We start from the raw sequence: 23,691 nt of genomic DNA, 5'->3' as shown, positions 1-23,691 counted from the left end.
ATCGTTATCCGGTCGTTGCCAGGGTGGCGCGATTATCTCATAGAGGCTTTATTCGATTAAGTCCGACAGTCTGCTAGCCAGTCGCGCAGCGACGTTCTAACAACGATGTTTATTCCACCTCTACAATCTCAAAGCTATGGGTAATCTCTACGCCACCCTTTTCCAGCATCAGGGATGCTGAGCAGTACTGTTCAGCCGACAGTTTTACCGCACGCTCAACCTTCTTCTCGCTCAGGCCGCGTCCGGAAACAATAAATTTCACATGGATCTTGGTAAACACCGCTGGCACGGCATCGGCACGTTCAGCATCGATCTCGGCGACACAATCCACCACATCCTGACGGGTTTTTTTCAGAATACCGATGACATCGTAAGAGGTGCAACCACCCAGGCCCAGCAGCATCAGCTCCATTGGCCGCGGGCCCTGCTTCAACTCGCCATCAATGGTGATATCAAATCCGGAACCGGTGGTTCCCTTAAAACGGACATCGCCGTCCCATTTTACTTTTGCTTGCATAGTCTCTGTATCTTCTTTCAATCGTTATTATTTGGCGAACAGTTCAGCCAGCTTACTACCCGGATCAGCGGCGCGCATAAAGGTTTCACCCACCAGAAAGCTGTTAACCTTGTGCTCACGCATGGCGATAACATCTTCCCGGCAGAGAATGCCGCTTTCGGTAACTACGATACGATCCTCAGGCACACTATCCAGCAACGCAAAGGTGTGATCAAGAGACACTTCAAAGGTGTGCAGGTTGCGGTTATTGATCCCCACCAGCGTGTTACCCAGCGGCAGAGAGCGTTCCAGCTCAACCTGGTTATGCACCTCAATCAGCACATCCATACCCAGCTCAAGTGCCAGGGCATTGAGATCCGCCATCTGAGCATCGTCCAGCGCGGCCACAATCAGCAAGATACAGTCGGCACCGATCGCCCGGGCTTCATAGATCTGATAAGGATCAACAATAAAATCCTTACGGATAACCGGCAGGGAACAGGCGGCACGCGCTTCCATCAGGAAAGCTTCGCTGCCCTGAAAGAAATCAGCATCGGTGAGCACTGACAGACAACTCGCACCGCCCGCCTCATAGGAACGGGCAATATCGGCTGGCACAAAGGGATCACGAATCACCCCTTTGGAAGGGCTGGCTTTTTTCGCTTCCGCAATAATAGCCGAACGCCCTTCAGCCAGTGTTTTCGCCATATTTGCGACAAAACCACGAGGGTCCGTCGCACTGCCCTGCTGATCAGCGATCTGCGCTTTCAGGTCAGCAATACTGTTTACCGGCTGACGCTCAGCAATCTCTGCATATTTCCGTGCAATTATCTTTTTTAGCACGGTGGGTGTATCAGTCATCGTTGTTCAATCCTTCAGCGACTGGCTAAACTCTGCCAGCTGTTGCATTTTATTCAGTGCCGCACCCGAGTGGATCGCTTCCAGGGCTTTTGTCACGCCCTCTTTATGGCTGGAAGCCTGACCGCTGAGGTAGATCGCCGCGCCAGCATTCAGCGCCACCATCGATGCCGCCTTCTTAGCCACGGTATCCTGGGCTCCAGAGAAGGCTTTCTTTATCAGCTCGAGCGACTGCGCCGGACTATCGATATCCAGGCCAATCAGACTCTGACTCTCCAGCCCCAGATCCTCTGGTGACAATCTGTATTCTGTGATCGCGCCATCTTTAAGTTCAACGACATGGGTATGTGTAGCAAGACTGATCTCATCAAGACCATCATCCGCATGCACGACCATAATGTGCTCACCGCCAAGCTGCTGCATCACCTCAGCCATAGGTCTGCAGAGTTTCTTGCTAAAAACACCGACAACCAGACGCTGGGCCCCTGCCGGATTGGTCATAGGCCCAAGGATATTAAACATGGTTCGGGCACCCAGAGCACGGCGAGCGCCAATAGCATGCTTCATCGCACCATGAAAACCGGGCGCAAAAATAAAGCCAACCCCGACTTCATCGATACAGCGAGCTACCGCTTCTGCGCTCAGGTCGAGATTGATTCCCGCCTGCTCAAGCAGATCAGCACTGCCACTGCTGGAAGAAACCCCACGGTTACCATGTTTAGCGATATAAACACCGCAAGCCGCAGCGACAAAGGCGCTGGCAGAAGACACGTTAAACAGGTTGGCGCCATCGCCACCGGTACCGACGATATCGACCAACGGCGCAGAGGTTGCTTTTACCGGCGTTGCCAGCTCACGCATCACCTGAGCAGCCCCGGTAATCTCATCAATCGATTCACTCTTCATGCGCAGCGCCACCAGAAAACCGGCGATCTGCGATTCAGAACACTCACCGGTCATCACCTGACGCATAACATCAACCATTTCATCGCGACTCAGGTCAATATGATCGACCACCCGCGCCAGCGCTTGTTTGATATCCATTGTGTCGTCCTTATGCTCGGTTTAAAAAGTTTTGCAGCAGATCATGGCCCTGCTGAGTGAGGATAGATTCCGGATGGAACTGCACCCCCTCAATATCCAGCTCTTTATGCCGCACGCCCATGATCTCATCGACACTACCATCATCGTTCTGAGTCCAGGCGGTGATCTCCAGACAATCTGGCAAGGTATTCTTATCAATCACCAGTGAGTGATAGCGCGTCACAGAGACCGGATTTTCCAGCCCGGCAAACACCCCGGTATTGTGGTGATAAACCGGAGAGACCTTACCATGCATCACCTGACGGGCACGCACCACATCACCGCCAAAGGCCTGCCCCATACTCTGATGGCCCAGACAGATACCAAAGATCGGCAGTTTACCGGCAAAATGTTTTATCGCCGGAACAGAGATACCCGCTTCATTTGGCGTACAGGGACCGGGAGAGATCACCAGCTGAGTAGGATTCAGGGCTTCGATCTGTTCGATGGTAATTTCATCATTACGATACACCTGAACATCAGCGCCCAGTTCACCCAGATATTGCACGACGTTATAGGTAAACGAGTCGTAATTATCGATCATTAGCAACATATCAATATTTAACCTATTGATTTATATAATTAATAACATCGAGCCTTATTCAGGTTACCCGGTTTATAAACCTAAGAAATCGAAACTGAGCAGCAGACGGCCTCGAAGAACAGCCGATTATAGTACAGCAACCTAATTCTGGATAATACTGATGCGCGATGAAAACCCTCACCGGGGGGCTAACAGAGGAAAACAGCGATAAACAGCCAGAGCAAAAATACCTGCATATCCGTTTCCATGATATCCAGGTATTGGAAGTACTAGTCGCTGAAGGTAAATATGCGCTGCTTTTTTAAGTAGCAGGTGAGCCTGGCAGGCAAAGCAGCGTTAGCTGGCGGAGAATTTCTCATAATGGATCGCACTATTGGCCATCTCCCGTTCATCCAGCCAGCCCTTAACGGCATCCACCATCGGCGGAGGCCCACACAGATAGAGATCAACCTCGCCATCGTTGAAATGGCTATCCTCAAACAGATCGGTAACCACCCCAACCGGCCCCTGCCAGCCTGCAGCCTCTTTCATCACGATGCTGTAGTAACTGAAGTTAGGTAGCTTTTCTGCAAACTGCTGGATACGCTCGATCTCACACAGATCAGCCACCTGAGTGACGCCGTAAAACAGTGTAATCGGCTGATCACAACGTTCAGGATTCTCAACCAGCTGATCGAGCATCCCGAGAAACGCAGCCAGCCCGGTTCCACCAGCGACAAAGATCAGCGGACGCTTGATCTGATGCAGATAAAAAGCTCCCAACGGCGCCTTCAGTTTCATCCGCTCGCCCGGTTTTGCCCGGTCACGCAGATAGTCGCTCATCACCCCCTGTGGCAGAAGCCGAATCAGAAACTGCAGCTGATTCGTCTCATTTGGCGCACAGGCAAAGGAGTAGGAACGCCACTCTTCGGTGCCCGGCACATTCACATGGGCATACTGTCCTGGCAGAAAATCCAACTGGTCACCGCGGGCCCTGGCATCGATGTAAACCACCGCGGCGGATTCTGATACCAGGTCTATTTTGGTAATCACGGCCTCCAGCTCTTCCGGCCCGGAGCTGGTACAGAGCGTTGACTCAAAGCCAAACTCGATGGCGCAATCGGATGCCACCCGCATCTGACAGGTCAGCACACTGCCCTGCTCAAGATCTGACTGACTCAACGCATCCTCATCAACATATTCAAGCTGGTAATCCCCGGAGCTGCACCGCCCTTTACAGGTGGCACAAACACCCTCACGACAATCCACCGGAATCGTAATACCCTGACGCAGGGCCGCATCAAGAACAGTTTCTCCAGCGTTAACACCAATAAATTTGGTGCGCCCGTCACTGAAATTCAAAGCAACTTTATTCATAAAACACCTCAGAGAATCTTCGCCTGATAAAAGACCGGAATCGACGACATACAGACCGTTGCAGAAGCCCGCGAAGGGGAACAAAGCGGGCTCTGCTCTGAAGCCTAAAGATCTTAAATCCGACCTGATAACCGATCAGACGTGATAGAAATCAAGCACATGACGAATTTTATCGTTCAATAAAATCGCTTGTTTACGAAGGACTTTCCAACTGTCGCTATCGGCTCGAAGGATATATTCAGCCCGGCCAAAGAAGGCTTCAGATTCACCAAAACGGTAAAAGTGTGTCACCCAGTTGGCCTTAACCTTCCAGGTACCATCCGCCTGCTCTTCGCCCTGCACATTGTTAACACTATGCAGGGTGCGGGGCATCGGGGTACAAGCCGCCGACTTGCCGGTGCGGATGCGGAAGACCCGATCCTCAAGACCTGCCCGGGTGGCATAGTAGATCAGCGACATCTCCCGTTTAGGGTCGGTGGTATGCACATGCTCGGAGTCCCACTGGGGAATATGAAACTCGGCATTTTCATCAAAGGCTGCCAGATACTCATCCCACTGCTGACGATCACAATGCTCGGACTGTTTATACAGAAACTGTTCAATACTCTGCAGGGCAGCGTTTTTCATTTCGGTGGTCATCACTTTTCCTCCTGCTGCTGCAGTTTAAGATCCAGCCCCCGCAGCAGATAACGCTGCCAGGTAGAGTGCTGATTGACATAGAGACCTTCATGGGTGAACTCGGTGCCGGTCATGGCCGGGTGAATACCCAGAGCCCGGGTATTGACGGTAGGCTCAGTGGTCCATTTTTCACAGCCACGGGAGATCTCATTCCAGCGTTCCAGGCGCGCTTCAAAACCCTTCTGGGCTTCGCGGAACTCCACCAGATCATCCGGCGTACCCATACCGGAAACGTTAAAGAAGTCCTCAAACTGACGGATACGGTTTTCCCGGTCGTCATCGGATTCGCCTTTAACCCCGAGACAGAAGCTATGCACTTCAGTCTTATTCCAGGCGACCGGGCGAACCACACGCAGTTGAGAGCTGATCTGATCCATAAAGAACAGGCTGGGGTAGATGTTGAGGTTACGCAGACGGTGCATCATCCACTGCGCCCGGCTTTCACCGTACTCTTCGATCAGGCGAGGCATAACCGAGGCATAGCCCGGACGAACCTCAGGGTTGGGCATATCGCTGAAGAGGATGGTATGACCGTTGTTAAAAGCAAACCAGCCATCATCGGTTTCCTTATCGCCCGCCCCCAGCTTGCTGTAGTCGAGCACTTTTTTGCCAGCGCCATGCTTTTCTACTTCCAGCTGCTGACGATACTGCACCGTCGCTACGTAGTTATAGTGCACAGTACTGACGTGATAACCATCCAGACCGTTTTCGTTCTGTAGTTTCCAGTTACCATCAAAGGTATAGGAGGAGGACCCCGGCAGCACTTCCAGCTCACCGTTCTCTGACTGCGCCACCATCATGTCAAAACCGATACGGGCATCACCGAGAAAGTCTTCCAGTGACTCGCTACAGGCGGTATTCAGGTTAATGAAAACGAACCCTTTGTAAGAGCTGATCAGCGCTTTACGCAACCCCCGGGTGGACTTATCAAAGTCATCGGAATATTCGCCGGGTGCTTTCACCTTCACCAGCCGGCCATCGGTCTTATAGCACCACGCATGAAACGGACAGGTAAAGGTAGACTGGTTGCCTCGACATACTCGTGTCAGGGTTGCGCCACGATGCTGACAAGCATTTATCAGCGCATTCAGTTCACCATTACCATCACGGGTGATGATCATCGCCTGACGACCCGCCTGCATAGTAAAAAAGTCATGGGGGTTGGCGATCTGACTCTCATGGCAGGCATAGATCCAGGTGTTCTCAAAGATCAGATCCATTTCAATATCGAACAGGTCACGATCAGTAAACATCTCGCGGGCCACCCGATATACATTTTCTTCAGGACGGAAGTCGGTCCAGCTTTCAACCTTATCGCGCCACTCAAGCAGTGTTTGTTTCGAATTAGTATTCATTGATTCAGTCTCCTGGCTCGGCTAATTGATTAAAACTTCACAATCGTTTTTATCCAGAAAGCATCGCCCTGAGGCCGGTTTTCAACCGCCATCTCTTTTTGATACTTAACGGATAGAAAGAAGCCTTTGCCGTTGTCATATTTAATCGCAGGACCGACGGCAAAAGCCTGGCCCTTATTACCGATATCCGTGCCGTTGACTTCATCTCCGGTCAACTGTTTATAGGCATACCCACCGACACCCACCACCCAGTTCGGTGATACGCCATAGCCCAGTGAATAATCGGCATGCAACTCCTGACCCGACCGATAATGGGTAGCATCATTTTCGAAGTTGTAGTCATACATCACTTTTACCCCCCAATTGACTCCGGCAGGATCAATATGGGACGCGGCGTAGATACCCTGAACAGTCCAGTAGTTACGGCCAATATTGGCCAGCCGGGCGGAATCATATTCGCCGGTGGGCGCGATCACATCGACACCCACAGCGGTGTGAAACTGAGGACTGTGATGGAAGGCAAGCGCGGCGGTCAGGTCCAGATCACCGATACCCGACTCGCTATCGTTCATCCCCATGACCGATACATCCAGATCAACCAGGGGTAACAATCCGGCAAAAAACAGCTGACCACCGAACACCGTTTTATCGGTGACATAAAGCAGACGTGGCGCCACAACATCGGCTTTCAGGCTGAAGTTGATAGGCAGGTTTTTACCGTCATTACCCTTAAAATCATCTGCCTGATAGTGCTCAGCGTAGATCAGCGGATAAAGCCCGGGTGGTGGCAAAGCGCCCACCATAAGATCTTCAGCCCCCATAGGGTAGTTTGAGCCACCGCCCTCAGTCGCCTGAACCTGGGTAGTGATTAAAGCTGCCCCGATCAGACACCCCATTGCATAGTTAACGGTACGTTTCATGAGTGGTTATTCCTTATTATTGGTATGATCAGAACCTGGCTGCAAACTGACGCCGCAGCCGGACTCAGTGGCGCAGGGTTCAATCACAAAGTTGTTTAAAACCGCCCCGATAAAACACCAGCGGCTCGCCCTCATCGGCCCGGTCAAAGTCCAGCACCCGGCCGACGATCAGCAGGTGATCACCGGCGACACGGGTAAACTCCACCTGACACTGCAAGGTTGCCAATGCATCCTCCAACAGCGGCACCCCGGTTGGACTCAAGCGATACTGAACACCGGAAAACTTTTCCTCAGAACGGGTCGCCAGCTGCATTGCCAGTCCTTCCTGGCGCTGACTGAGAATATTCACATTGAAATATTTACCCTCATCAAACGCCGCCACACTGGGCGAGGTCAGTACCAGACTCCACAAAATCAGAGCCGGATCTAACGACAGCGATGAGAAAGAGTTGGCGGTAATCCCCACCAGCTGATTGTTATCGCCCAATGCGGTGATGGCGGTAACACCCGTGGCAAACATGCCAAAGGTGTTGCGCAGCTCGCGGGTATCAATTAGCGGCATATCAACAGCAGCTGCGGAATTGATAGACTGTGTATTAGAAGCGGTCATCTCAGGCCTCCTGTTTAAAATATTCGCCAACGACCTGATTACAGGCGTCTGCATTGGTCCACCAGGGCATCAGATCCACTGGATTGTTAAAACCGTTGGCGATGGTCTTAGCCAGTTCGGGGGATTGTTGTGCCGCACCCAGCAGGTTGAGGGTATGATTTTCAGGGGGCAGCAAGATGCTATTGGTCCAGCCGACCACATCTTCTGCATAAGCCCAGTAAGTTTCGAAGGTATCCTTCATCCAGCTTTCATCGAATGTCTGATCACCCCGGGCAAGAATGGAATCCAGATAGATCTTGCTGCACTTAGCACCATTATTTGAGCCCTGACCGGTGATCGGATCGTTGACCACCAGCGCATCCGCCATCCCCAGCACTTTACGTCCGGAAGGCAGAGTCATTACCGGCTTACGCACCGTTGGTGGGAAGCGACCAGCGAGCACACCATTGTCATCGGTCAGCTGAATATTCTTGCAACGTTCCGCTTCCCATGGGCAGTAGGTATTGACGATCTCAAGGCTGCGGGCCAGGTGTTGTTCCGGGGTTTCCACATCGCCCCAGCAATCCATCGGGCCACCCGGAACACCTTCAAACACCATAATTTCACAGGGACCGCTCAGGGTCAGGGCAGGGAAACAAAAGTATTCACCGACACCGGGAATCAGGTTGAACGCGACCCGCGAGAACGGTTCTTTAGGCGTCATACCATGCACATAGGTGAGTGCTAAGGCGCGTTGTGGTTTATCAAACACTGAACGTTCAGCATCTCGCTCAAACTGTCGGACGATCTCGCCTTTACCAGCCGCCAGCAACACCAGATCATGTGAGACTGCCAGCGCTTCAAGCTCTTCAATACCGGCATCTTTGAACACCAGCTCGCCACCCAGACGGACAAACTCATCCATCCACACCGGCATCTTCAGACGCTGATCCACAGACTGCGCTTTGTTGTCGATAGGGGCCGCCCAGTCGATCAGCTTCTCTCCCGGACGTTCGGGATTGGGCACCGTCAGGCCAATACCCTCGACCGGCGGGCAATCGTTTTCCCAGAAATTAAGCCCCAGCTCTCTTTCTGTATTCAGCGCCATATCGAACATGCACTGACTTGAAGTGACCCGGCCGGAACGAATATCGTCCTGGGTCCGGTTAGATAACATAGTGACCTGGTAGCCCTGTTTCAAAAGGCCGATTCCAGTCTGAAGGCCGGACTGTCCAGCACCGATAATTGCGATTTTACGTGACATAAAATTTACTCCAGATTTTATTTTTATTGCTGGCTTACTCAGCGAGTTTTGGGATTGCAGGGGTTCGTTGTTCCGGACCAATAGCGGAATAGCCACCATCAACCGCGTAATCAGCGGCGGTCACAAAACTGGCCTGAGGAGAACAGAGAAACAGCACCACTTCGGCTACTTCCCGGGGATCACCCAGACGCCCCAGCATGTGGAAATCAGCAGCAACCTGATCCGCTTTAGCCCGGTTGCCACCACTGACTTCATTGATAACCCGGGACCAGGTCCAGCCCGGAGAAACCGAGTTCACCCGGATGCCATCTTCAGCAAAGTCCATCGCCATGCTGCGGGTCAGGTGACGAATCGCCGCCTTGCTGACGGGGTAAAGCCAGCGACCGGTCTGAGCGATCTGTGATGAGATACTGCTGAAGTTGACGATCGCGCCGCCACCGCGCTTGAGCATCAGCGGCCGGGCGATATTGGCCGCCATCACGGCACTGACCACATTGATATCCAGTGCGGTGAGCCAGTCTGCCCGGGAAGAGGCCTGCCCTTCATCCAGATAGCTGCAGGCCAGGTTGATCAGATAATCAACGCCACCAAAGCGACTTTCAGCACTGTGTATTGCAGCGGTTAACTGCTTATCATCGGTGATATCTGCGGCGATAAACTGAGCCTTAACCCCAAGCCGGTCTGCCAGTGCCACACCCGCCTCAGCATCGATATCGATCACGGTGACACTCGCACCCGCTTCGATAAACACCTCAGCAACCGCCGCTCCGATCAGGGTTGCCCCACCGGTAACAATGGCACTGCGATCTTTGAACAGGCTCATTTTGCACCTCCCTGATCCAGACCTTCACTGTCGGGCCAGTTCGGCATCAGCGTATTGGAAGGCAGGGTCTCATCCAGCAGTTTTGCCGCCGATTCCTGTCCGGCAACCGGCAGGCCGTGTGGATCGAGTTTGCCAATCTGCACCAATACAGAGGCCTGATCCCAATAGATATGCTCGTGATACAACTTGTCACCACGGAACTTAACCACCGCCACCAGAGGCACTTCAACGTACTTTCCAGTGGGTTCAATGCCCGGCAGCATCCAGTCGATGACACGGTCATGGGTGAAGGTGAAAAGCAGTTCATCAACAATCTGGGTTGCACCAATGGTGCGGGAGATAGGGATAAGCGCTGTATCGGCAGGGTTTACATCAACAAAGTGATTTTTGTAGAAGCGATAGAGGTTTTTATAGCCAACCCCACCAGTCATGTTAGGGATATGATTGACGTACGGCTCAGCCACCATGGTCGCCATGGTGTCATCCACATTGCGGGTTTCAAATTCATACTCACAATGCTTATCCCACAGATAGGACAGATCGTAATGCGGGCCGATCACTTTACGGAATGCAGTCACCGAACGCTGATGGGCCATCAGGGCAGAAGGCTTGTGATAATGCTCTGATCCCTCCCGGGCAAACGCATGGTCAACGCCGGGGTAGGTATACAGCTCAACATGCTCCTGATCACCCAACACCGCATAGATTTCGTTGCGCGCCGCTTCAGGGCAATATTCATCATTACCGGCAAAGTGCAGCACCAGGCGGCCACTGATATTGACCGCCTCATGCAGATGGTTTTCAATGCCCATGCCGTAATAACCGACGGCAGCATCAACATCACAGCGGCAGGCTGTCAGATACGATAAGCGGGCGCCCAGACAGAACCCCAGTGCACCGACCTTGTCGTTGCACTGAGACAGTCCTTTCAGAACACTGATCGCCGCGTCGATATCCTCAACTCCCAGATCCTGATCAAAGCCCTGATATAAACCGAAAGCCTTTTCCCACTCTGCCGGGCTGTATTCCAGCTCCACACCAGGTTCCTGACGCCAGAACAGATCAGGCGCCAGTACCACATAGCCCTCCTCTGCATAATAATCAGCCACCTTACGCATGGTTTCGTTGATACCAAAAATTTCCTGCAGCAGGACAATACCCGGCCCTTCACCCGCAGCCGGTACCGCCAGATAGCCTTTGAAACTGCCACTGCCATCTTTTGCCTGGATATCTATCATGGTGCCCATAGCACGCCTCCTGAATGTTTTTGTTTTTCTCGAATCGTCATTTATCCTCGAATATCAGGCAGGCAATTACGCTCCGCAAAATGCGGGGACTATCCACAAGGTGCTAAAAGATGATCTGGCTCAATGATTTATGAAAACGGCTTAACGCCCGTAAACGCTGGCTATCCGGTCAGTGCGATGACTATCCAGTTAGCGCAGGTTATTGATTGATGCGTGAAATTTGTACAGGAGTTCGGGGAAACCCCACTATATTTAAATTCATCAATATGCAACATATAAGAGACCGTCTATTGATTTAGATTAATAAAAATAAGGTAGTAAACGATGTCTTCTGACTTAACGTTGTCTCCCTGGTTGAGAGATGCACTTAAAGGTGACCCCGAGCGATTAGTATTCAGCTCGGGTACGCTGGAGCAGGTCAGGGAAGAGGTCTCAGCGATGTATAAACCACATCTGCTGGATATCAGGGGCAGAGGCTCTGAGCTGGATGCCCGGTTACACTCTGTTGCTTTAGGGAATGTCCGCTTTAACCGGCTCAAGTATGGCGCCGAAGTTGTCATCGATCCCGGTAACCTTGAACAGTTTTATCTGATTCAGATGCCCGTCAGTGGTCATGCGGACATAGACAACGGTAGCCAGGTCATTTCTACAGACAAAGACACCGCGTCTATTCTTAACCCTTCCGACCCGCTGACCATGATCTGGAGCGAGGATTGCGACCAGCTGATGTTCAGGATTGACCGGCATTCTGTGGAATTAGCCTGCAGCCAGATACTCGGGCGATCCGTTCGCGCTCCCCTGCGGTTCAAAGCAGATATGCACTGGTATCAAAATCCGATCTGGCGCAACATGATGATGTATCTGGCGCACCTGCTTCAGGATCAGCCCTCAATTACGACACAACCTGCCATCGCCCATCAACTCGAACAACTGATCATCAATACCCTCATCTCAATCCAACCCCACAACTACACCGACGCCATGAATACACCCGACCGGAGTCTGGCTCCACGACATGTTAAAAAGGTTGAGGAGTATATTGAAAGTCACGCAGATGAGGCGCTGACGCCGGGAATGCTGGCCGATATGGCAGGCGTCAGCGTACGGACGCTGTATGCGGGTTTTAAAGATTTTCGTCAGACCAGCCCGATGGAATACCTGCGCACGATTCGGTTGCAGAGAGCCCGGGAGGCACTGATGAAGCAGGATCCCGATTCATCGGTCACCGAAATTGCCATCCGCTGGGGCTTCACCCATATGGGTCGCTTCAGCCAGGATTATGCGCGTATGTTTGGCGAACGCCCCAGCGAAACCAAACGCAGATAATTATTATCACGACCAGAGAAACACTGATTAGCGTCGGGCCCGCCCTGCAATTGAACTGAGTCTGCAAAACAGTAATCCGTATTCCATCCGCTGCGTATAAACCCACTCATCAGAAAGAGGGGGTTTACTATGAATCAATTAGATATATCTGAGCTGGAAGCACTTACCCATATCAATAAAGTGACTGTGCACTCACTCGAGCGGATGCTCTATCAGGTCACTCTGCAGCTGGGAGAAACAACCGCTATGCTCACCAACGCACAGGGTAAACCGGCCCGATTTGATAATACCGAACAGATTCGGGAGCTGCTTCAGCATGCCCGCATAGACAGCGCGGTCATGCTATTGCCGACCACCTTTGATGAGATGATCGGCCGTCCGCCGATGGCTGATGAAGCCCAGTGTGAGATACTGCTCGGCTGGAAGTAAGTGACCAGCGGATCAGCAACAGTGTTTCTCCAGTGTCAGTGACACGGAATCAGCAAAGCGCAACGCATGGGGTTTATCAATGGTGACGCTGGCAAAGGTCACCCATTCATGACTGGTGGCTATCTCCAGGACATCCCCCACAAGTTTTTCCAGCAGCAGAAAATGCCCCTCCTCCACATGCTGAATAATATCCTTACACACCACTTTATAGTTCAGGGCCTTTTCCACATCATCGGTGATCGCGGCTTTTTCGGCCGGGTAGTGAATCTCAATATTGATCACCACATCCTGCAGTTTTTCCCGCTCTTCCGGGTTAAATCCGATATAGGTTCGCAAACGGAGATTTTTAATGCGGATAATGGCATTGCTGACTGATGGCATTTCTGGGTCCTTGTCGATTTTTCTTAGCGCTATTATCTGGCAGTCTAACAGAACGTCATGAAGTCTCCAGATGCGGATGCTTCACTGGTCGGTTGCCGATTTGTCTTTACTACGTTCAATAACCGTTGTTAGTTCATCAGAATTGCAATGTATGACGCATTTGAAATGCGGCCAAGACCGCGGTTTGCTATATTGTCAAAGCAGTCACAGGTATGATGAAGCCCTCATAAACCTTTTAAACGTTTCGACCTATTACCGGACATCATTATGAACGACGAGATCAACTACAAAAACAATCCGCTACACGGTCTGGGTTTAAAAGAGCTGCTCACCCAGATAGTTGATCACTATGGTTTTGAGATTCTCTACGCCTATCTGAATATCAACTGTTTCAAAACTAACCCGAGCATTGAATCCAGTGTGAAATTTCTCAAGAAAACCGACTGGGCGCGGGAGAAGGTTGAAATTTTCTATCTGTATAAGTTTAAAAACCTGCCCCGGGTTTCATCTGAACAGTTTGCCCTGTCACCCAGAGACCGTGTTATTCCTGAAGGCCAGACACCCCGGGAACCGGCAGAACTGAGTCTGGAAGATGCTGAGCGCATGCGAGAGAAACAGGCGTTGAAAGCGGCCGAGCATGGTAAGACGAAGAGCTATCGCAGTAGTAAGCCGGGCGGCTATTCCAGCAAACAGGAAAACGCCCGGGATAAGCAGGAGCGCTGGAAGCCCGAAAGAAAACCATCGGCTTCGACCGGCGCTTCATCTGACAATGATGATCCCTGGGCAAAGTGGCGGAAATAACGACCTGTCTTTAACAACAAAAACCGCCTACAAAGGCGGTTTTTAGCAGCTAAACGGACTTAACCAGACATTATTTGACTCATGCGCCAGGCACCGCCGCATATGCTACAACTTCACAAAGCATCTCTTCCCTGGCTAACCCTGCGACAACCATTGCGGCACGATTCGGATACGGGGCGTTAAAGTACTCCGCATAAACCTGATTAAAAACCGGTAGATACTCGCGATCGGTAACATAGATCAGTACCTGAGTGACATCATCCATAGTCAGCTCTGCCGCACCAAGGGTATGTTTAAAGTTTTCCATGGTCTGGCGCGCCTGAGCTGCAATTCCACCCTCTACAACCTGACCTTCAGCATTGATCGGGATCTGTGCTGTCGACAGCTGGCCATTGGCAATAACCGCCCACTCAAGCGGGGCTTTGGAGGCAAACAGGTCAGTTTTTACAGCTTGTTTCATAACAATTCACTTATATAAAAAATAGCAATTTGAAGTCCGAACACTGTGCTTATCTGAGCGTTGCCCGTGCAGTTTGTCCGATAAGAACAAGAATAAAGTCAGGCACTGTGTCTGTCCGCTTTCTCGGAACTAGGACAAACACAGTGTTCGGACTAGGATTTCGTATTAATTAAAGTCCCTGCTCATCCGCCATTTTGCGAGCGATCTGAGGTGCGGTCCAGAGAGAAGGCAGCAAAACCAGCGAGACGGGCACCGCTGTCACCACAATGAACGACTGCAGCGCAGAGATACCGCCAGAACCTATTGAGATCAGCAAAGCGGCAACAACCCCCATCATGATGCCCCAGAAAACTCTGATAGAACTTTGGGGGTGATCCGTTCCGGTCATCACCATGGAAACAGCATAGGTCATTGAGTCACCGGTAGTCGCCACAAAGATCGTTGTCAGAATCAAAAACAGCACGGAGATCATAAAGCCCATAGGCAACTGCTCAGTAATCGCCAGTAACGCAGCAGGAAGATTGAATCCGGTAAAGGGTTCAGAGATCACACCAGGATTCGCCAACTCATAAGCCAGCCCACTGCCGCCAACAATCGTAAACCAGAAGCAGGTGATTACCGGAGCCACGACAGAGATCAGCAGGATCATCTCGCGGATGGTACGACCTTTGGAGATACGTGCAACAAACATCGCCATCAAAGGCCCATAGCCCAGAAACCAGCCCCAGAAGAACACAGTCCACCAGTCCAGCCAGCCGGTATCAGCCCGGAACGTTGCCATCGGAATAAACTGATCCAGATAGACCCCAAAGGATTGCAGGAAACCATCAATAATGAATGCTGTCGGGCCAAAAACCAGGATAAACGACATCAAAATAACCGCCAGAATAACGTTAGCCCGGCTAAGAATCTGAATACCTTTGGTGACGCCACTCACCGCAGAAAGGGTATAGATACCGATCAGACCTGCGAGGATCATCAACTGAGTTGAATAGGTATTGGGAATGCCAAACAGTTTCTCCAGACCAAAGCTGACCTGTAACCCAAGAAAGCCGATCGGCCCAACGGTGCCTGCAACCACTGCCAGCACGCAGCTGGAATCGACAATAGCGCCCAGAGGACCGCTCATCACTTTGTCACCAAACACCGGGTACAGCAGCGTACGGGGTTTAAGAGGCAACCCTTTTTCATAATGCAGGTACATAAACACAATACCGGTCAGGCTTCCCAGTATTGCCCAGGCCAGAAATCCCCAGTGCATAAAACTCTGCGCCAGGGCGTTATAAGCAGCCTGAGCAGTACCGGCTTCAGTAGCCGCAAAAAGCGGCGGGGCCGAGGTAAAATGCGCCATCGGCTCAGCAGCAGCCCAGAATACTCCGCCACCCGCCAGCAAAGTACACATAATCACAGAAACCCACTGAAACAGCGGCATCTCGGGGACTTTCACGCCGCCCAGCACCACTGATCCGGTGCGTCCCAGCGTCAGAAACAGGCCGATCACAAAGGTCAGTAGCAGCAAAATCTGCCAGTAAGCACCGAAATATTTAGTGGAGGTAGCAAAGGCGGCGTTAACCCAGCCAGACATCATCTCAATATCATAAAGAGCCAGTGCGGCAAAAAGTACCAGTACACCACCACTGATCAGAAATACTGGAAGATCAACACCTGCCAGTAGTTTTTTTCCGGCCATCTCAGCCTCGTTATTGCATATCTGCTGCCCGGCAACAGTCGCTTGCGTTGTATGATTCATTGTAGTCTCCTGACGGATCATTATATTTATTCGTTATCAGGTAAACCTATGGCTCAGACAGGACTCTCAAGGTCTGAGCCATAGACACGTTAAAAAGTCGAATGCGGTTTAAGCCCGGCATCCAGAAAGTTCAGCCAGTTCAAACCCATGATTTTGGCCACATCCTCACGGCTAAACCCCCGCTCCAGCAGTCCATTCGTCAGATGTGGGAAGTCTCTGCTATCCCGAAACCAGGACAGCGGTCGCGGCCAGTCGGCATTACTCTTTGAACCTTCGCCATAATCCATAGACTTTGACCAGCGTCCATTTCGCATCCATTCCAGGACAGAAAGAGGTTGCTCCTGGCACAGATCAGTGCCGATACCGATCTGATCAATGCCCATCATATCGGCGGTGCTGGCGACCATGTCGCAGAAGTCACCGAGGGTGCAGTCCGGGCCATTTTTCAGATGAAATGGATACAGACTGAAGCCTAATAACCCTCCGGACTCTCCCAGAGCCCGGAGCACCCGATCTGATTTATTCCGCTTGGCTTCATGAAAACTGAGCGGATTGGCATGGGAGATGACAATGGGACGATCAGAGATTTCGATCGCATCCAGTGTGCTGCGCTCACCGCTGTGGCTCATATCGACAATCATGCCCACCCGGTTCATCTCTTTAATCGCCTGACGCCCAAAGCGGGTAACACCACTGTCTTCTGCCTCATAACAACCACAGGCAAGCAGGCTCTGATTGTTATAGGTCAGCTGCATGATCATCAGATTCAGCTCACGCATCACCTCAATCATGCCGATATCATCCTCAATGGGAGAGCAGTTTTGCGCGCCGAACATGATGCCAACCTTACCCAACTGCTTTGCCAGGCGAATATCTGCGGCACTGCGCACCGGCATGATCAGATCACTGTTCAGCTCGAACAGACGATTCCACTCGGCAATGCGGGTCAGCGTTTCCCTGATCTGTTCGTGATAAACGATGGTGGCATGCACCATCGTTACGCCACCTTCACGCAGCTGTTCGAAGATCTTCCGGTCCCAGTTGGAGTACTGCAGGCCGTCGATAACGATCAACTCTGAATGCAGTGCCTGAGCGTGTTGTTCTTGTATAGATTGCATTAGTCGCCTCCGTTAACCACGGATATAGGTAGTCTTAACGACGGTATAAAACTCTTTGGCATAGCTACCCTGTTCCCGCGGCCCGAAGCTTGAATCTTTACGGCCACCAAACGGCACATGGTAATCAGTTCCCGCCGTTGGGAGATTTACCATCACACAACCAGTTTTGGCGTTACGCTTGAAATCTGTCGCGTATTTCAAAGACTCTGTGCAGATACCGCCGGTCAGACCGAAGTTGGTATCATTCAGGGTTGCCAACGCTTCGTTATAATCTTTAACCCGGATAATACTGGCGATCGGGGCAAACGCTTCTTCACGGTTAATGGTCATCTGATTTGTGGTTTCAGTGAACAGTGCCGGCTGCATGTAGTAACCTTCTGTCTCCTCTGTCAGCACTTCGCCACCAAATATGAGGTTGCCACCCTCTTTCTTAGCGATCTCAAGATAGTGAAGGTTTTGCTCCATCTGTCGGGCATCAGCCACAGCCCCGATATGAACCCCGGGTTTCAGTGGATGACCGACAACCAGTTTCTTCATACGCTCTATCATCGCCTCAACGAAACGGTCATGAATCCCTTCAGTGACGATCAGGCGGGAAGACGCGGTACACTTCTGCCCCGTACCACCAAAAGCGCCACCCACCGCACATTCGATTGCGTTATCCAGATCCGCATCATCGAGCACAACCAGTGCATTTTTACTGCCCATTTCCAACTGACACTTGACCAGATTGATCGCAGTAGCAGCAGCCACTTTACGACCCGTTTCAAGAGAACCAGTAAAGGTCAGCGCGTTAATGCCGCGGGAATTGATCAGTACATCACCCACTTCTGAACCCGGCCCCATCACCAGATTAAACGTTCCGGCGGGCAGTCCCTGTCGTGAGATGATTTCAGTCAGCGCCCAGGCTGATGCGGGTACCTGATTAGCTGGTTTCCAGACAACAGCGTTACCAAAAGCCAGCGCCGGAGCGATCTTCCAGGCACCGGTAGCGGTAGGAAAATTCCAGGGCGTGATAATACCGACTACACCAACCGGTTCCCGGCGGGTTTCAATCTCAATACCGGGGCGCACAGAGTCAGCAGTCTCGCCCATCTGGCGAAGTACTTCTGCCGCGTAATAGTGGAAAAACTGACCTGAACGATAGGTTTCACCCACGCCTTCCGCCAGTGTCTTCCCCTCTTCCCGGGCCAGCAGCTCACCCAACTCATCTTTACGGGCGATCAGCTCATCGCCAATCGCCATTAATACTGAGTAACGTTGCTCCAGACCACTCTTTGCCCACTCAGCCTGACCGACAGCAGCCGCCGCAATCGCCGCCTCAGTCTGCGCCTTATCGGCCTGAGCATAGTTGCCAATCACATCGCTGATATCGGCCGGGCTGATATTTATCACCTGACCCTTATTACCCTCAACCCACTCACCTGCAATGTAATTGCGAAAAACTGAATCAGACATATCGACCTCCTGAATGTAGATGGATCAATCATAGGCCCTGTGATTTAATAAGAATAATTAATAAATAATATCTACTGATAAGGCTTCCTTATCACACTTTATCAACGACTCCCGATGCATCTGAGGGATATGCCATGCTGCCTGAATTTAAAATTACTCAATTACGTCACTTTGTCTGGGTCGCTGAACTGAAAGGCTTTCATGCTGCAGCGGAAAAAGCTCACCGCACTCAACCGGCAATTTCGCTGTCTATTCGTGATCTTGAAAATAAACTCAGCGAATCGCTGTTTGAAAAGCGTAACGCCAAAACAGCCAAGACCGAGCTGACACCCTTTGGCGAGTATTTTCTGCCTAAAGCGAAAGAACTTATCGAACATCACGACCGGATTTCGGAAGATATGACACTGCTGGCCGAACATAAGACAGGCCATCTGCGTCTGGCATCAGTGCCTTCCATTGCAAGCCAGGTATTACCCGAGCTGTTATTGGAGTTTGTTAACAATACGCCCGATCTGCATATCAGTTTCTTTGACGATAACTCTGCCGCGGTATACCGGATGGTAGAAAATCAACAGGTAGATTTCGGTATCGCTCACCTGTTTCATGAACAGGAACACAGCGATAAAACCTTTATTCCGATCTGGGAAGATCAGATTGGAGTGGTATGTCCAAAGGATCATCCACTAGCAGAATTCAAAGAGTTACACTGGAAAGAGTTACGCAACCATCGATTGATTGGTAACGGTACCTCCCGCCTGCTGGAAGACAGTGAAGCACGACCTCTGATCGGGCACTCACAATTCTACATCTCCAACATGATATCGCTAATCGCCATGTTAGAGGCCGGTTTTGGCGTAACGACACTACCCCGGTATGCGGTCCCCAAAGAGAGTGAAACCCTGTGCTTTATTCCGTTGAGTACGCCGGTGGTTGTGCGGCGAATCGGTATCGTCACACTGACAAACAGATCGCTGACGCCACCCGCTCAGGCATTGGTGAACTTTATTCTGGCCAGAAGTCGCCCGGCGTAAGCAGGTTCAGAATAAATTTTCAGATCTTTGCCATGTGAAACATCGCTCAGATGCATAGGAAAAATAATAGCTTGAGCTATTTTGATAAGTTTTGCTTATTAGCCGATATAACCTTCTGATTTGTATGTGATCCCTTTTATAGCCCATGATAAATCGCATACAGGCAGGGCATGACAGACAATGGCCGTGATCTCCTCCCTGTAGTGCGCCCTGCATACAATAATTACAAACGAAACCTGTAGCGCGCAGACAGGAGCCTGGACTCCTGAAGGTTTCGGACACATCTATGCTGTTAACTATAAAAAGATGTGCTGCTATTTATGAGGATAACAATAATGACCACGTCTGCTGCAATACAGGCTTCCCTGAGAGGCGATAATGCACTGCCACTGCGCCCGGTTGATCAGGTTATGGATCTGGAACGTCTGGGCGCTATTCATCAGAGCCGACTCAGTTTTATGCGCACCCTGGTACGCCGGATCATGCGTGAGCGCTGGCAAATCGAACCAGTTCGCTTTGAACTCGACCCGCAGAGCTATGGCACTGTCGTCTACGAAATCACAACACCCAATAAGTGCTATAGCTTTGTTCTGTTTTCCGATTACCTCTCCCCGGACGAGCGCAACGACCGGGTGATCGCCACAAAGTGGGATCTGACCATGGCGCTGGTAGATGGCCAGGTTGATGATATCTACCTGGAAAAACTGCGCCAGAATGTCCCTAAGCAGGAAGCTGGCCGCGTCGATGCGCGGGTATTCGTACTCTCCCGTGCCAATCGTAGTGCCCGGAATTTCGACTATGTTGTTGATCAGTTAGCCTGTGGTAAACAACCCGATGTCGCCCAGATAGCCCGTGTAGGCTATCTGTATCGAACCACTGCGGTTTACGGTAGCGGTAAGCTGGGTATGGCCGACTGGGAAAAGGTGTCTACCCGCCACCCCGATTTCAACCGTCCTTTCGCTGCAGAGATGTTTGTCTGTCTGATGCTGCGGAACTTCAGTCTGCTTCAGGCGGAGCATATTGCACAGCACCGCACCCCAGAAACCTATCATCCGATGCTGCCAGAGATTAAACGTTTCTTCGGTATCGGCAATTCAACCGGTCTGGGTATGGCTCCCTACCTGATCAACCACCCGTTACTGATTAACCAATGGGTAGAGATGCGGGAACTGGCGCTGGCAAGGGTGCGGGTGCTGGGTAACATCAACAAGCGTATTACTCAGCAATTCCCTGAATTACTGGAACGCTGTGCTATTCATACAGAACAAACCGTCACCGAAGATGCCTGGCAGACAGCCAATAACCTGCAGGTTCTTAAAGATCTGGAAGCGATTCGTGAGCATACGGCTAACGGCATCGGCAACTGGGATGCTCTGCTCAGATGGAGTGAAGAAAACTGTTCACTGCAGGGACAGGAGATACTGGTGTCAGTAATGCTGGAACTCTACCCAGAACTGGTCGATGAGCTGGAAGATTATCACACCGCCGAGGAGTTTCTGGATCTGGATCCGGTGATGCCCCTGCAGCAGCTGAAGCTAGTCATCGAGCAACGTTACCAGTGGGCGCTGGTGCTGGACTTTTCTGCGGACGGCGCAAAAGACACTTTCTGGTACCGATCTGAAGAGAAAATGGAACCTCGCCTGGGTGATGCCCGGGAGGAGGATGGAAAAGAGAAACAGATGGCACTGGGGGTGGGTTATGCCGTACGCAAATGCTATGACCAGCTGTGTCAGTACATCAGTGAACATCCGCAACACTCCACTGCCCGGTTTATGGTTGCACAGCCGAAACTGCGCGGTATTGTCCGGCGGATTCAGAGTATGAACCGCTGCATCTATGGCGATATACAGGCTAATCTGCTGGACCGGGATATCCTCCCCATGCATCTGTTAAGAGCTAAACTGGCCTTTTTTGGTGTCGGTAAGTTTGATCCCCGGTCAAAACTATGGGTGCGCAATACCATGTTCCAGGGGGCTCCGCTATTGGACGATATTGGTCACACTTTCAATGATGACTGGTTCATGCCTCTGGCCCCAGCGCAGCAAGGAGAACTCTGATGCATGTATCTATGATTGAGCTGAAAGCCGCCCTGCGTCGTTGCTTTGAAGCCACCGGTTACTATGTTGGCAACTATGAGGATGCTGCCAATATGATTCTCTGGCTGGAAAAACATGGCCTTAAGGGACTGAATGAGTTGCAGCGCGCCCTGCCCTATATTGGCGATGACAGCAGCAAGCCCCTGAGTACTGTGATCTACGAAGACAGCACCTCAGCGATTATCGACAGTAACGGCCGCAGCGCACTGAACTGTATCGCCGCGTCTGTCGATCTGGCCCATGCTAAAGCGTTGGAAAATGGCATCGCAACGGTGACAGTGCATAACTGCCATAACCGGATGTTTATCCTTAAAGCGCTGACCGATTGCGGTCGCCGTGGCATCAGTGTGGCCGCCTACTGGAAAAATGGTCATCAGACGGTAACCGAACATACGGCAGCTATTAAAGCTGGCGAACGCTATCCAAGTTACAGTGAAGCGATCACCAGCCTGTCAGCCAACGCGGAAGATAAACAGACGATGACGATTGTTTGCAGTTCGCGGGTTGATCTGACCTCATCACTGCAGCAATCAAAAGGCAACCGGAATGCCCGTTATATAAGCGCTGAGCAGATCCGACTCAATAAAGAGCACAGTGTCGATTTCGGTATCGATATCGATGAAACTCTGTGGGCCGAAATCAATAGAATCGGCGAAGGTGTCCTGGTGGAAAATAGCGAGCGTTCCCGGCAGGGAGCGGGTGGTCGCTAACTCATCGATGACTGTGAGAGTATGGTCGGTCTGATGTTAATCGGGCTGGCCCTGCCGATGACCCGGTTACAGGTTGCACCGCCTGCAACCGGGTCATCTTTTCATTATTAACTTATACCGCTCCATCTCATCCGCTGGCATACTGACTAATTATTCACCTCAATACAGCGCCCACACCATGTTATATACCCTGCCGGAACTCCTGGCCGTCCTGATCGTAACCTGCGGTATCGCCCTGCAAACCGTGGTGGGGATCGGCTATGGCCTGGTGGCGGCACCTCTGCTCTATCTGATCGATCCGGTCTATGTACCGGGCCCTATCCTGTTAGTGGGTTTAGGGCTGGCGCTGATGATGGTGATTCGCGAGCGCCGGGAGTTACGCTGGAAGAGGGTAATGCCCGCTATCATTGCCAGAGTTCCGGGGGCCTGGTGCGGGGCCGCCCTGCTGGTCGCAATACCACAGTATGCCCTGAGTCTGTTTTTCGGCTTTTCGGTGCTCAGTGCAGTGCTGCTCAGTCTGTGGCGCTTGAGCATTCCAACCACACCGATCAACCTGACCATTGCCGGTTTTCTCTCCGGCGTCACCGGTACCGCCACCTCAGTGGGAGGCCCACCGATTGCGCTGGTGTATCAGCAGCAGGACCGGATTACCGCCCGCAGTGAGATCGCCGCGTTTCTGCTGATCGGCACGCCGGTATCTATCATCATGCTGATCCATCAGGGCAGCCTCGACTGGCACACCGCTCACCTCAGTCTGAAGATATTGCCGGGGTTGTTTTTAGGTTTTTTTCTGGCGCGTCTGATCGACGGAAAATTAACCACAACCTCGGCTAAACCGCTGCTACTGGCGGTCTCCGGCGCATCGGCATTAATGGTGACCATTAAAGGGCTGATGGGCTGGTGGGGGCTCTGACGTCC

Annotated in this window: 25 protein-coding genes; 8 read left to right on the top strand and 17 right to left on the bottom strand. The window is 51.6% G+C overall.

All coding sequences use genetic code 11. The features are described 5' to 3' along the window. Positions 1-109: 109 nt before the first annotated feature. The 4 genes from Q0499_RS22880 to Q0499_RS22865 are packed head-to-tail and all read right to left on the bottom strand — an operon-like array spanning position 110 to position 2,990. A complete protein-coding gene (locus Q0499_RS22880) occupies positions 110-517 on the bottom strand; it encodes an OsmC family protein (RefSeq protein ID WP_299205125.1) in 408 nt (135 codons plus the stop codon). Between the two features lie 27 nt (positions 518-544). Continuing rightward, positions 545-1,357 (bottom strand): indole-3-glycerol phosphate synthase TrpC, encoded by an 813-nt coding sequence (gene trpC / locus Q0499_RS22875; protein ID WP_299205122.1) that lies wholly within the window; start codon positions 1,355-1,357, stop codon positions 545-547. A gap of 6 nt (positions 1,358-1,363) precedes the next feature. Next, a complete protein-coding gene (trpD, locus tag Q0499_RS22870; RefSeq protein ID WP_299205119.1) occupies positions 1,364-2,398 on the bottom strand; it encodes an anthranilate phosphoribosyltransferase in 1,035 nt (344 codons plus the stop codon). Positions 2,399-2,408: 10 nt separating this feature from the next. Further along, positions 2,409-2,990, bottom strand: a complete 582-nt coding sequence (locus Q0499_RS22865; protein WP_299205116.1) for an aminodeoxychorismate/anthranilate synthase component II — start codon at positions 2,988-2,990, stop codon at positions 2,409-2,411. 158 nt (positions 2,991-3,148) lie between these two features. Between Q0499_RS22865 and Q0499_RS22860 the strand changes: the two genes are divergently transcribed. Next, positions 3,149-3,286, top strand: coding sequence for a hypothetical protein (locus Q0499_RS22860; RefSeq protein ID WP_299205113.1), 138 nt, complete (start codon positions 3,149-3,151; stop codon positions 3,284-3,286). Positions 3,287-3,317: 31 nt separating this feature from the next. Here Q0499_RS22860 and antC read toward each other — a convergent pair whose 3' ends face one another. The 8 genes from antC to Q0499_RS22820 all read right to left on the bottom strand — a co-directional run bounded on the left by antC (position 3,318) and on the right by Q0499_RS22820 (position 11,213). Further along, the gene (gene antC, locus Q0499_RS22855; protein WP_299205110.1) at positions 3,318-4,337 is read right to left on the bottom strand and encodes an anthranilate 1,2-dioxygenase electron transfer component AntC; all 1,020 of its coding nucleotides are present in this window, start codon (positions 4,335-4,337) and stop codon (positions 3,318-3,320) included. 135 nt (positions 4,338-4,472) lie between these two features. After that, positions 4,473-4,976, bottom strand: coding sequence for an anthranilate 1,2-dioxygenase small subunit (antB, locus tag Q0499_RS22850; protein ID WP_299205107.1), 504 nt, complete (start codon positions 4,974-4,976; stop codon positions 4,473-4,475). After that, positions 4,976-6,370: an anthranilate 1,2-dioxygenase large subunit gene (gene antA / locus Q0499_RS22845; RefSeq protein WP_299205104.1), complete on the bottom strand. Its 1,395-nt coding sequence runs from the start codon at positions 6,368-6,370 to the stop codon at positions 4,976-4,978. Before antA ends, antB begins: the two co-directional genes overlap by 1 nt. A 29-nt stretch (positions 6,371-6,399) precedes the next feature. Beyond that, positions 6,400-7,290 (bottom strand): transporter, encoded by an 891-nt coding sequence (locus tag Q0499_RS22840; RefSeq protein ID WP_299205101.1) that lies wholly within the window; start codon positions 7,288-7,290, stop codon positions 6,400-6,402. A 79-nt stretch (positions 7,291-7,369) separates the two neighbouring features. After that, positions 7,370-7,900 (bottom strand): flavin reductase family protein, encoded by a 531-nt coding sequence (locus Q0499_RS22835; RefSeq protein WP_299205097.1) that lies wholly within the window; start codon positions 7,898-7,900, stop codon positions 7,370-7,372. A 1-nt stretch (position 7,901) separates the two neighbouring features. After that, positions 7,902-9,143 (bottom strand): styrene monooxygenase/indole monooxygenase family protein, encoded by a 1,242-nt coding sequence (locus Q0499_RS22830; RefSeq protein ID WP_299205094.1) that lies wholly within the window; start codon positions 9,141-9,143, stop codon positions 7,902-7,904. Positions 9,144-9,177: 34 nt separating this feature from the next. Further along, positions 9,178-9,966 (bottom strand): SDR family oxidoreductase, encoded by a 789-nt coding sequence (locus Q0499_RS22825; RefSeq protein WP_299205092.1) that lies wholly within the window; start codon positions 9,964-9,966, stop codon positions 9,178-9,180. Beyond that, positions 9,963-11,213: a dienelactone hydrolase family protein gene (locus tag Q0499_RS22820; RefSeq protein WP_299205090.1), complete on the bottom strand. Its 1,251-nt coding sequence runs from the start codon at positions 11,211-11,213 to the stop codon at positions 9,963-9,965. The genes Q0499_RS22825 and Q0499_RS22820 overlap by 4 nt, the downstream gene beginning before the upstream one ends. A 324-nt stretch (positions 11,214-11,537) precedes the next feature. Between Q0499_RS22820 and Q0499_RS22815 the strand changes: the two genes are divergently transcribed. After that, a complete protein-coding gene (locus Q0499_RS22815) occupies positions 11,538-12,539 on the top strand; it encodes an AraC family transcriptional regulator (protein WP_299205088.1) in 1,002 nt (333 codons plus the stop codon). A gap of 129 nt (positions 12,540-12,668) precedes the next feature. Then, positions 12,669-12,968 carry a DUF6482 family protein gene (locus Q0499_RS22810; protein ID WP_299205085.1) on the top strand — a complete coding sequence of 100 codons (300 nt, stop codon included), beginning with the start codon at positions 12,669-12,671 and terminating at the stop codon, positions 12,966-12,968. Between the two features lie 12 nt (positions 12,969-12,980). Here Q0499_RS22810 and folX read toward each other — a convergent pair whose 3' ends face one another. Further along, positions 12,981-13,349: a dihydroneopterin triphosphate 2'-epimerase gene (gene folX, locus Q0499_RS22805; protein WP_299205082.1), complete on the bottom strand. Its 369-nt coding sequence runs from the start codon at positions 13,347-13,349 to the stop codon at positions 12,981-12,983. A gap of 267 nt (positions 13,350-13,616) precedes the next feature. Here folX and Q0499_RS22800 point away from each other — a divergent pair, with 267 nt between their 5' ends. Next, entirely contained in the window at positions 13,617-14,150 is a 534-nt protein-coding gene (locus Q0499_RS22800; RefSeq protein ID WP_299205079.1) for a VF530 family DNA-binding protein, read from the top strand. A 79-nt stretch (positions 14,151-14,229) separates the two neighbouring features. On the opposite strand, the gene Q0499_RS22795 is transcribed toward Q0499_RS22800, so the two are convergent. The 4 genes from Q0499_RS22795 to Q0499_RS22780 form a co-directional block, all read right to left on the bottom strand. Then, positions 14,230-14,610 carry a RidA family protein gene (locus tag Q0499_RS22795; protein WP_205209868.1) on the bottom strand — a complete coding sequence of 127 codons (381 nt, stop codon included), beginning with the start codon at positions 14,608-14,610 and terminating at the stop codon, positions 14,230-14,232. Positions 14,611-14,779: 169 nt separating this feature from the next. Then, a complete protein-coding gene (locus Q0499_RS22790; RefSeq protein ID WP_299205138.1) occupies positions 14,780-16,300 on the bottom strand; it encodes a BCCT family transporter in 1,521 nt (506 codons plus the stop codon). A gap of 149 nt (positions 16,301-16,449) precedes the next feature. Next, positions 16,450-17,445 (bottom strand): dipeptidase, encoded by a 996-nt coding sequence (locus Q0499_RS22785; RefSeq protein WP_299205134.1) that lies wholly within the window; start codon positions 17,443-17,445, stop codon positions 16,450-16,452. Between the two features lie 45 nt (positions 17,446-17,490). Continuing rightward, the gene (locus Q0499_RS22780; protein WP_299205072.1) at positions 17,491-18,936 is read right to left on the bottom strand and encodes an aldehyde dehydrogenase family protein; all 1,446 of its coding nucleotides are present in this window, start codon (positions 18,934-18,936) and stop codon (positions 17,491-17,493) included. A gap of 134 nt (positions 18,937-19,070) precedes the next feature. Between Q0499_RS22780 and Q0499_RS22775 the strand changes: the two genes are divergently transcribed. From Q0499_RS22775 to Q0499_RS22760, 4 genes are all read left to right on the top strand, one after another. Next, entirely contained in the window at positions 19,071-19,967 is an 897-nt protein-coding gene (locus tag Q0499_RS22775) for a LysR family transcriptional regulator (RefSeq protein ID WP_299205066.1), read from the top strand. A 335-nt stretch (positions 19,968-20,302) separates the two neighbouring features. Further along, positions 20,303-22,024, top strand: a complete 1,722-nt coding sequence (locus Q0499_RS22770) for a hypothetical protein (RefSeq protein WP_299205063.1) — start codon at positions 20,303-20,305, stop codon at positions 22,022-22,024. Then, a complete protein-coding gene (locus tag Q0499_RS22765) occupies positions 22,024-22,773 on the top strand; it encodes a DUF3726 domain-containing protein (protein WP_299205060.1) in 750 nt (249 codons plus the stop codon). The genes Q0499_RS22770 and Q0499_RS22765 overlap by 1 nt, the downstream gene beginning before the upstream one ends. A gap of 178 nt (positions 22,774-22,951) precedes the next feature. Continuing rightward, entirely contained in the window at positions 22,952-23,686 is a 735-nt protein-coding gene (locus tag Q0499_RS22760; protein ID WP_299205057.1) for a sulfite exporter TauE/SafE family protein, read from the top strand. The last annotated feature ends 5 nt before the right edge of the window (positions 23,687-23,691 follow it).

The organism is uncultured Amphritea sp. (assembly GCF_937127095.1).
In the GTDB taxonomy this organism is placed as follows: domain Bacteria; phylum Pseudomonadota; class Gammaproteobacteria; order Pseudomonadales; family Balneatricaceae; genus Amphritea.
Note: the sequence above shows the minus strand (reverse complement) of the source record. Positions and strands in the feature narration are given on the sequence as shown.

Excerpts from the sequence above, each read along its gene's own strand:
- Q0499_RS22880 (WP_299205125.1), bottom strand. The coding sequence starts at position 517 with ATGCAAGCAAAAGTAAAATGGGACGGCGATGTCCGTTTTAAGGGAACC.
- trpC (WP_299205122.1), bottom strand. The coding sequence starts at position 1,357 with ATGACTGATACACCCACCGTGCTAAAAAAGATAATTGCACGGAAATAT.
- trpD (WP_299205119.1), bottom strand. The coding sequence starts at position 2,398 with ATGGATATCAAACAAGCGCTGGCGCGGGTGGTCGATCATATTGACCTG.
- Q0499_RS22865 (WP_299205116.1), bottom strand. The coding sequence starts at position 2,990 with ATGTTGCTAATGATCGATAATTACGACTCGTTTACCTATAACGTCGTG.
- Q0499_RS22860 (WP_299205113.1), top strand. The coding sequence starts at position 3,149 with ATGAAAACCCTCACCGGGGGGCTAACAGAGGAAAACAGCGATAAACAG.
- antC (WP_299205110.1), bottom strand. The coding sequence starts at position 4,337 with ATGAATAAAGTTGCTTTGAATTTCAGTGACGGGCGCACCAAATTTATT.
- antB (WP_299205107.1), bottom strand. The coding sequence starts at position 4,976 with ATGACCACCGAAATGAAAAACGCTGCCCTGCAGAGTATTGAACAGTTT.
- antA (WP_299205104.1), bottom strand. The coding sequence starts at position 6,370 with ATGAATACTAATTCGAAACAAACACTGCTTGAGTGGCGCGATAAGGTT.
- Q0499_RS22840 (WP_299205101.1), bottom strand. The coding sequence starts at position 7,290 with ATGAAACGTACCGTTAACTATGCAATGGGGTGTCTGATCGGGGCAGCT.
- Q0499_RS22835 (WP_299205097.1), bottom strand. The coding sequence starts at position 7,900 with ATGACCGCTTCTAATACACAGTCTATCAATTCCGCAGCTGCTGTTGAT.
- Q0499_RS22830 (WP_299205094.1), bottom strand. The coding sequence starts at position 9,143 with ATGTCACGTAAAATCGCAATTATCGGTGCTGGACAGTCCGGCCTTCAG.
- Q0499_RS22825 (WP_299205092.1), bottom strand. The coding sequence starts at position 9,966 with ATGAGCCTGTTCAAAGATCGCAGTGCCATTGTTACCGGTGGGGCAACC.
- Q0499_RS22820 (WP_299205090.1), bottom strand. The coding sequence starts at position 11,213 with ATGGGCACCATGATAGATATCCAGGCAAAAGATGGCAGTGGCAGTTTC.
- Q0499_RS22815 (WP_299205088.1), top strand. The coding sequence starts at position 11,538 with ATGTCTTCTGACTTAACGTTGTCTCCCTGGTTGAGAGATGCACTTAAA.
- Q0499_RS22810 (WP_299205085.1), top strand. The coding sequence starts at position 12,669 with ATGAATCAATTAGATATATCTGAGCTGGAAGCACTTACCCATATCAAT.
- folX (WP_299205082.1), bottom strand. The coding sequence starts at position 13,349 with ATGCCATCAGTCAGCAATGCCATTATCCGCATTAAAAATCTCCGTTTG.
- Q0499_RS22800 (WP_299205079.1), top strand. The coding sequence starts at position 13,617 with ATGAACGACGAGATCAACTACAAAAACAATCCGCTACACGGTCTGGGT.
- Q0499_RS22795 (WP_205209868.1), bottom strand. The coding sequence starts at position 14,610 with ATGAAACAAGCTGTAAAAACTGACCTGTTTGCCTCCAAAGCCCCGCTT.
- Q0499_RS22790 (WP_299205138.1), bottom strand. The coding sequence starts at position 16,300 with ATGGCCGGAAAAAAACTACTGGCAGGTGTTGATCTTCCAGTATTTCTG.
- Q0499_RS22780 (WP_299205072.1), bottom strand. The coding sequence starts at position 18,936 with ATGTCTGATTCAGTTTTTCGCAATTACATTGCAGGTGAGTGGGTTGAG.
- Q0499_RS22775 (WP_299205066.1), top strand. The coding sequence starts at position 19,071 with ATGCTGCCTGAATTTAAAATTACTCAATTACGTCACTTTGTCTGGGTC.
- Q0499_RS22770 (WP_299205063.1), top strand. The coding sequence starts at position 20,303 with ATGACCACGTCTGCTGCAATACAGGCTTCCCTGAGAGGCGATAATGCA.
- Q0499_RS22765 (WP_299205060.1), top strand. The coding sequence starts at position 22,024 with ATGCATGTATCTATGATTGAGCTGAAAGCCGCCCTGCGTCGTTGCTTT.
- Q0499_RS22760 (WP_299205057.1), top strand. The coding sequence starts at position 22,952 with ATGTTATATACCCTGCCGGAACTCCTGGCCGTCCTGATCGTAACCTGC.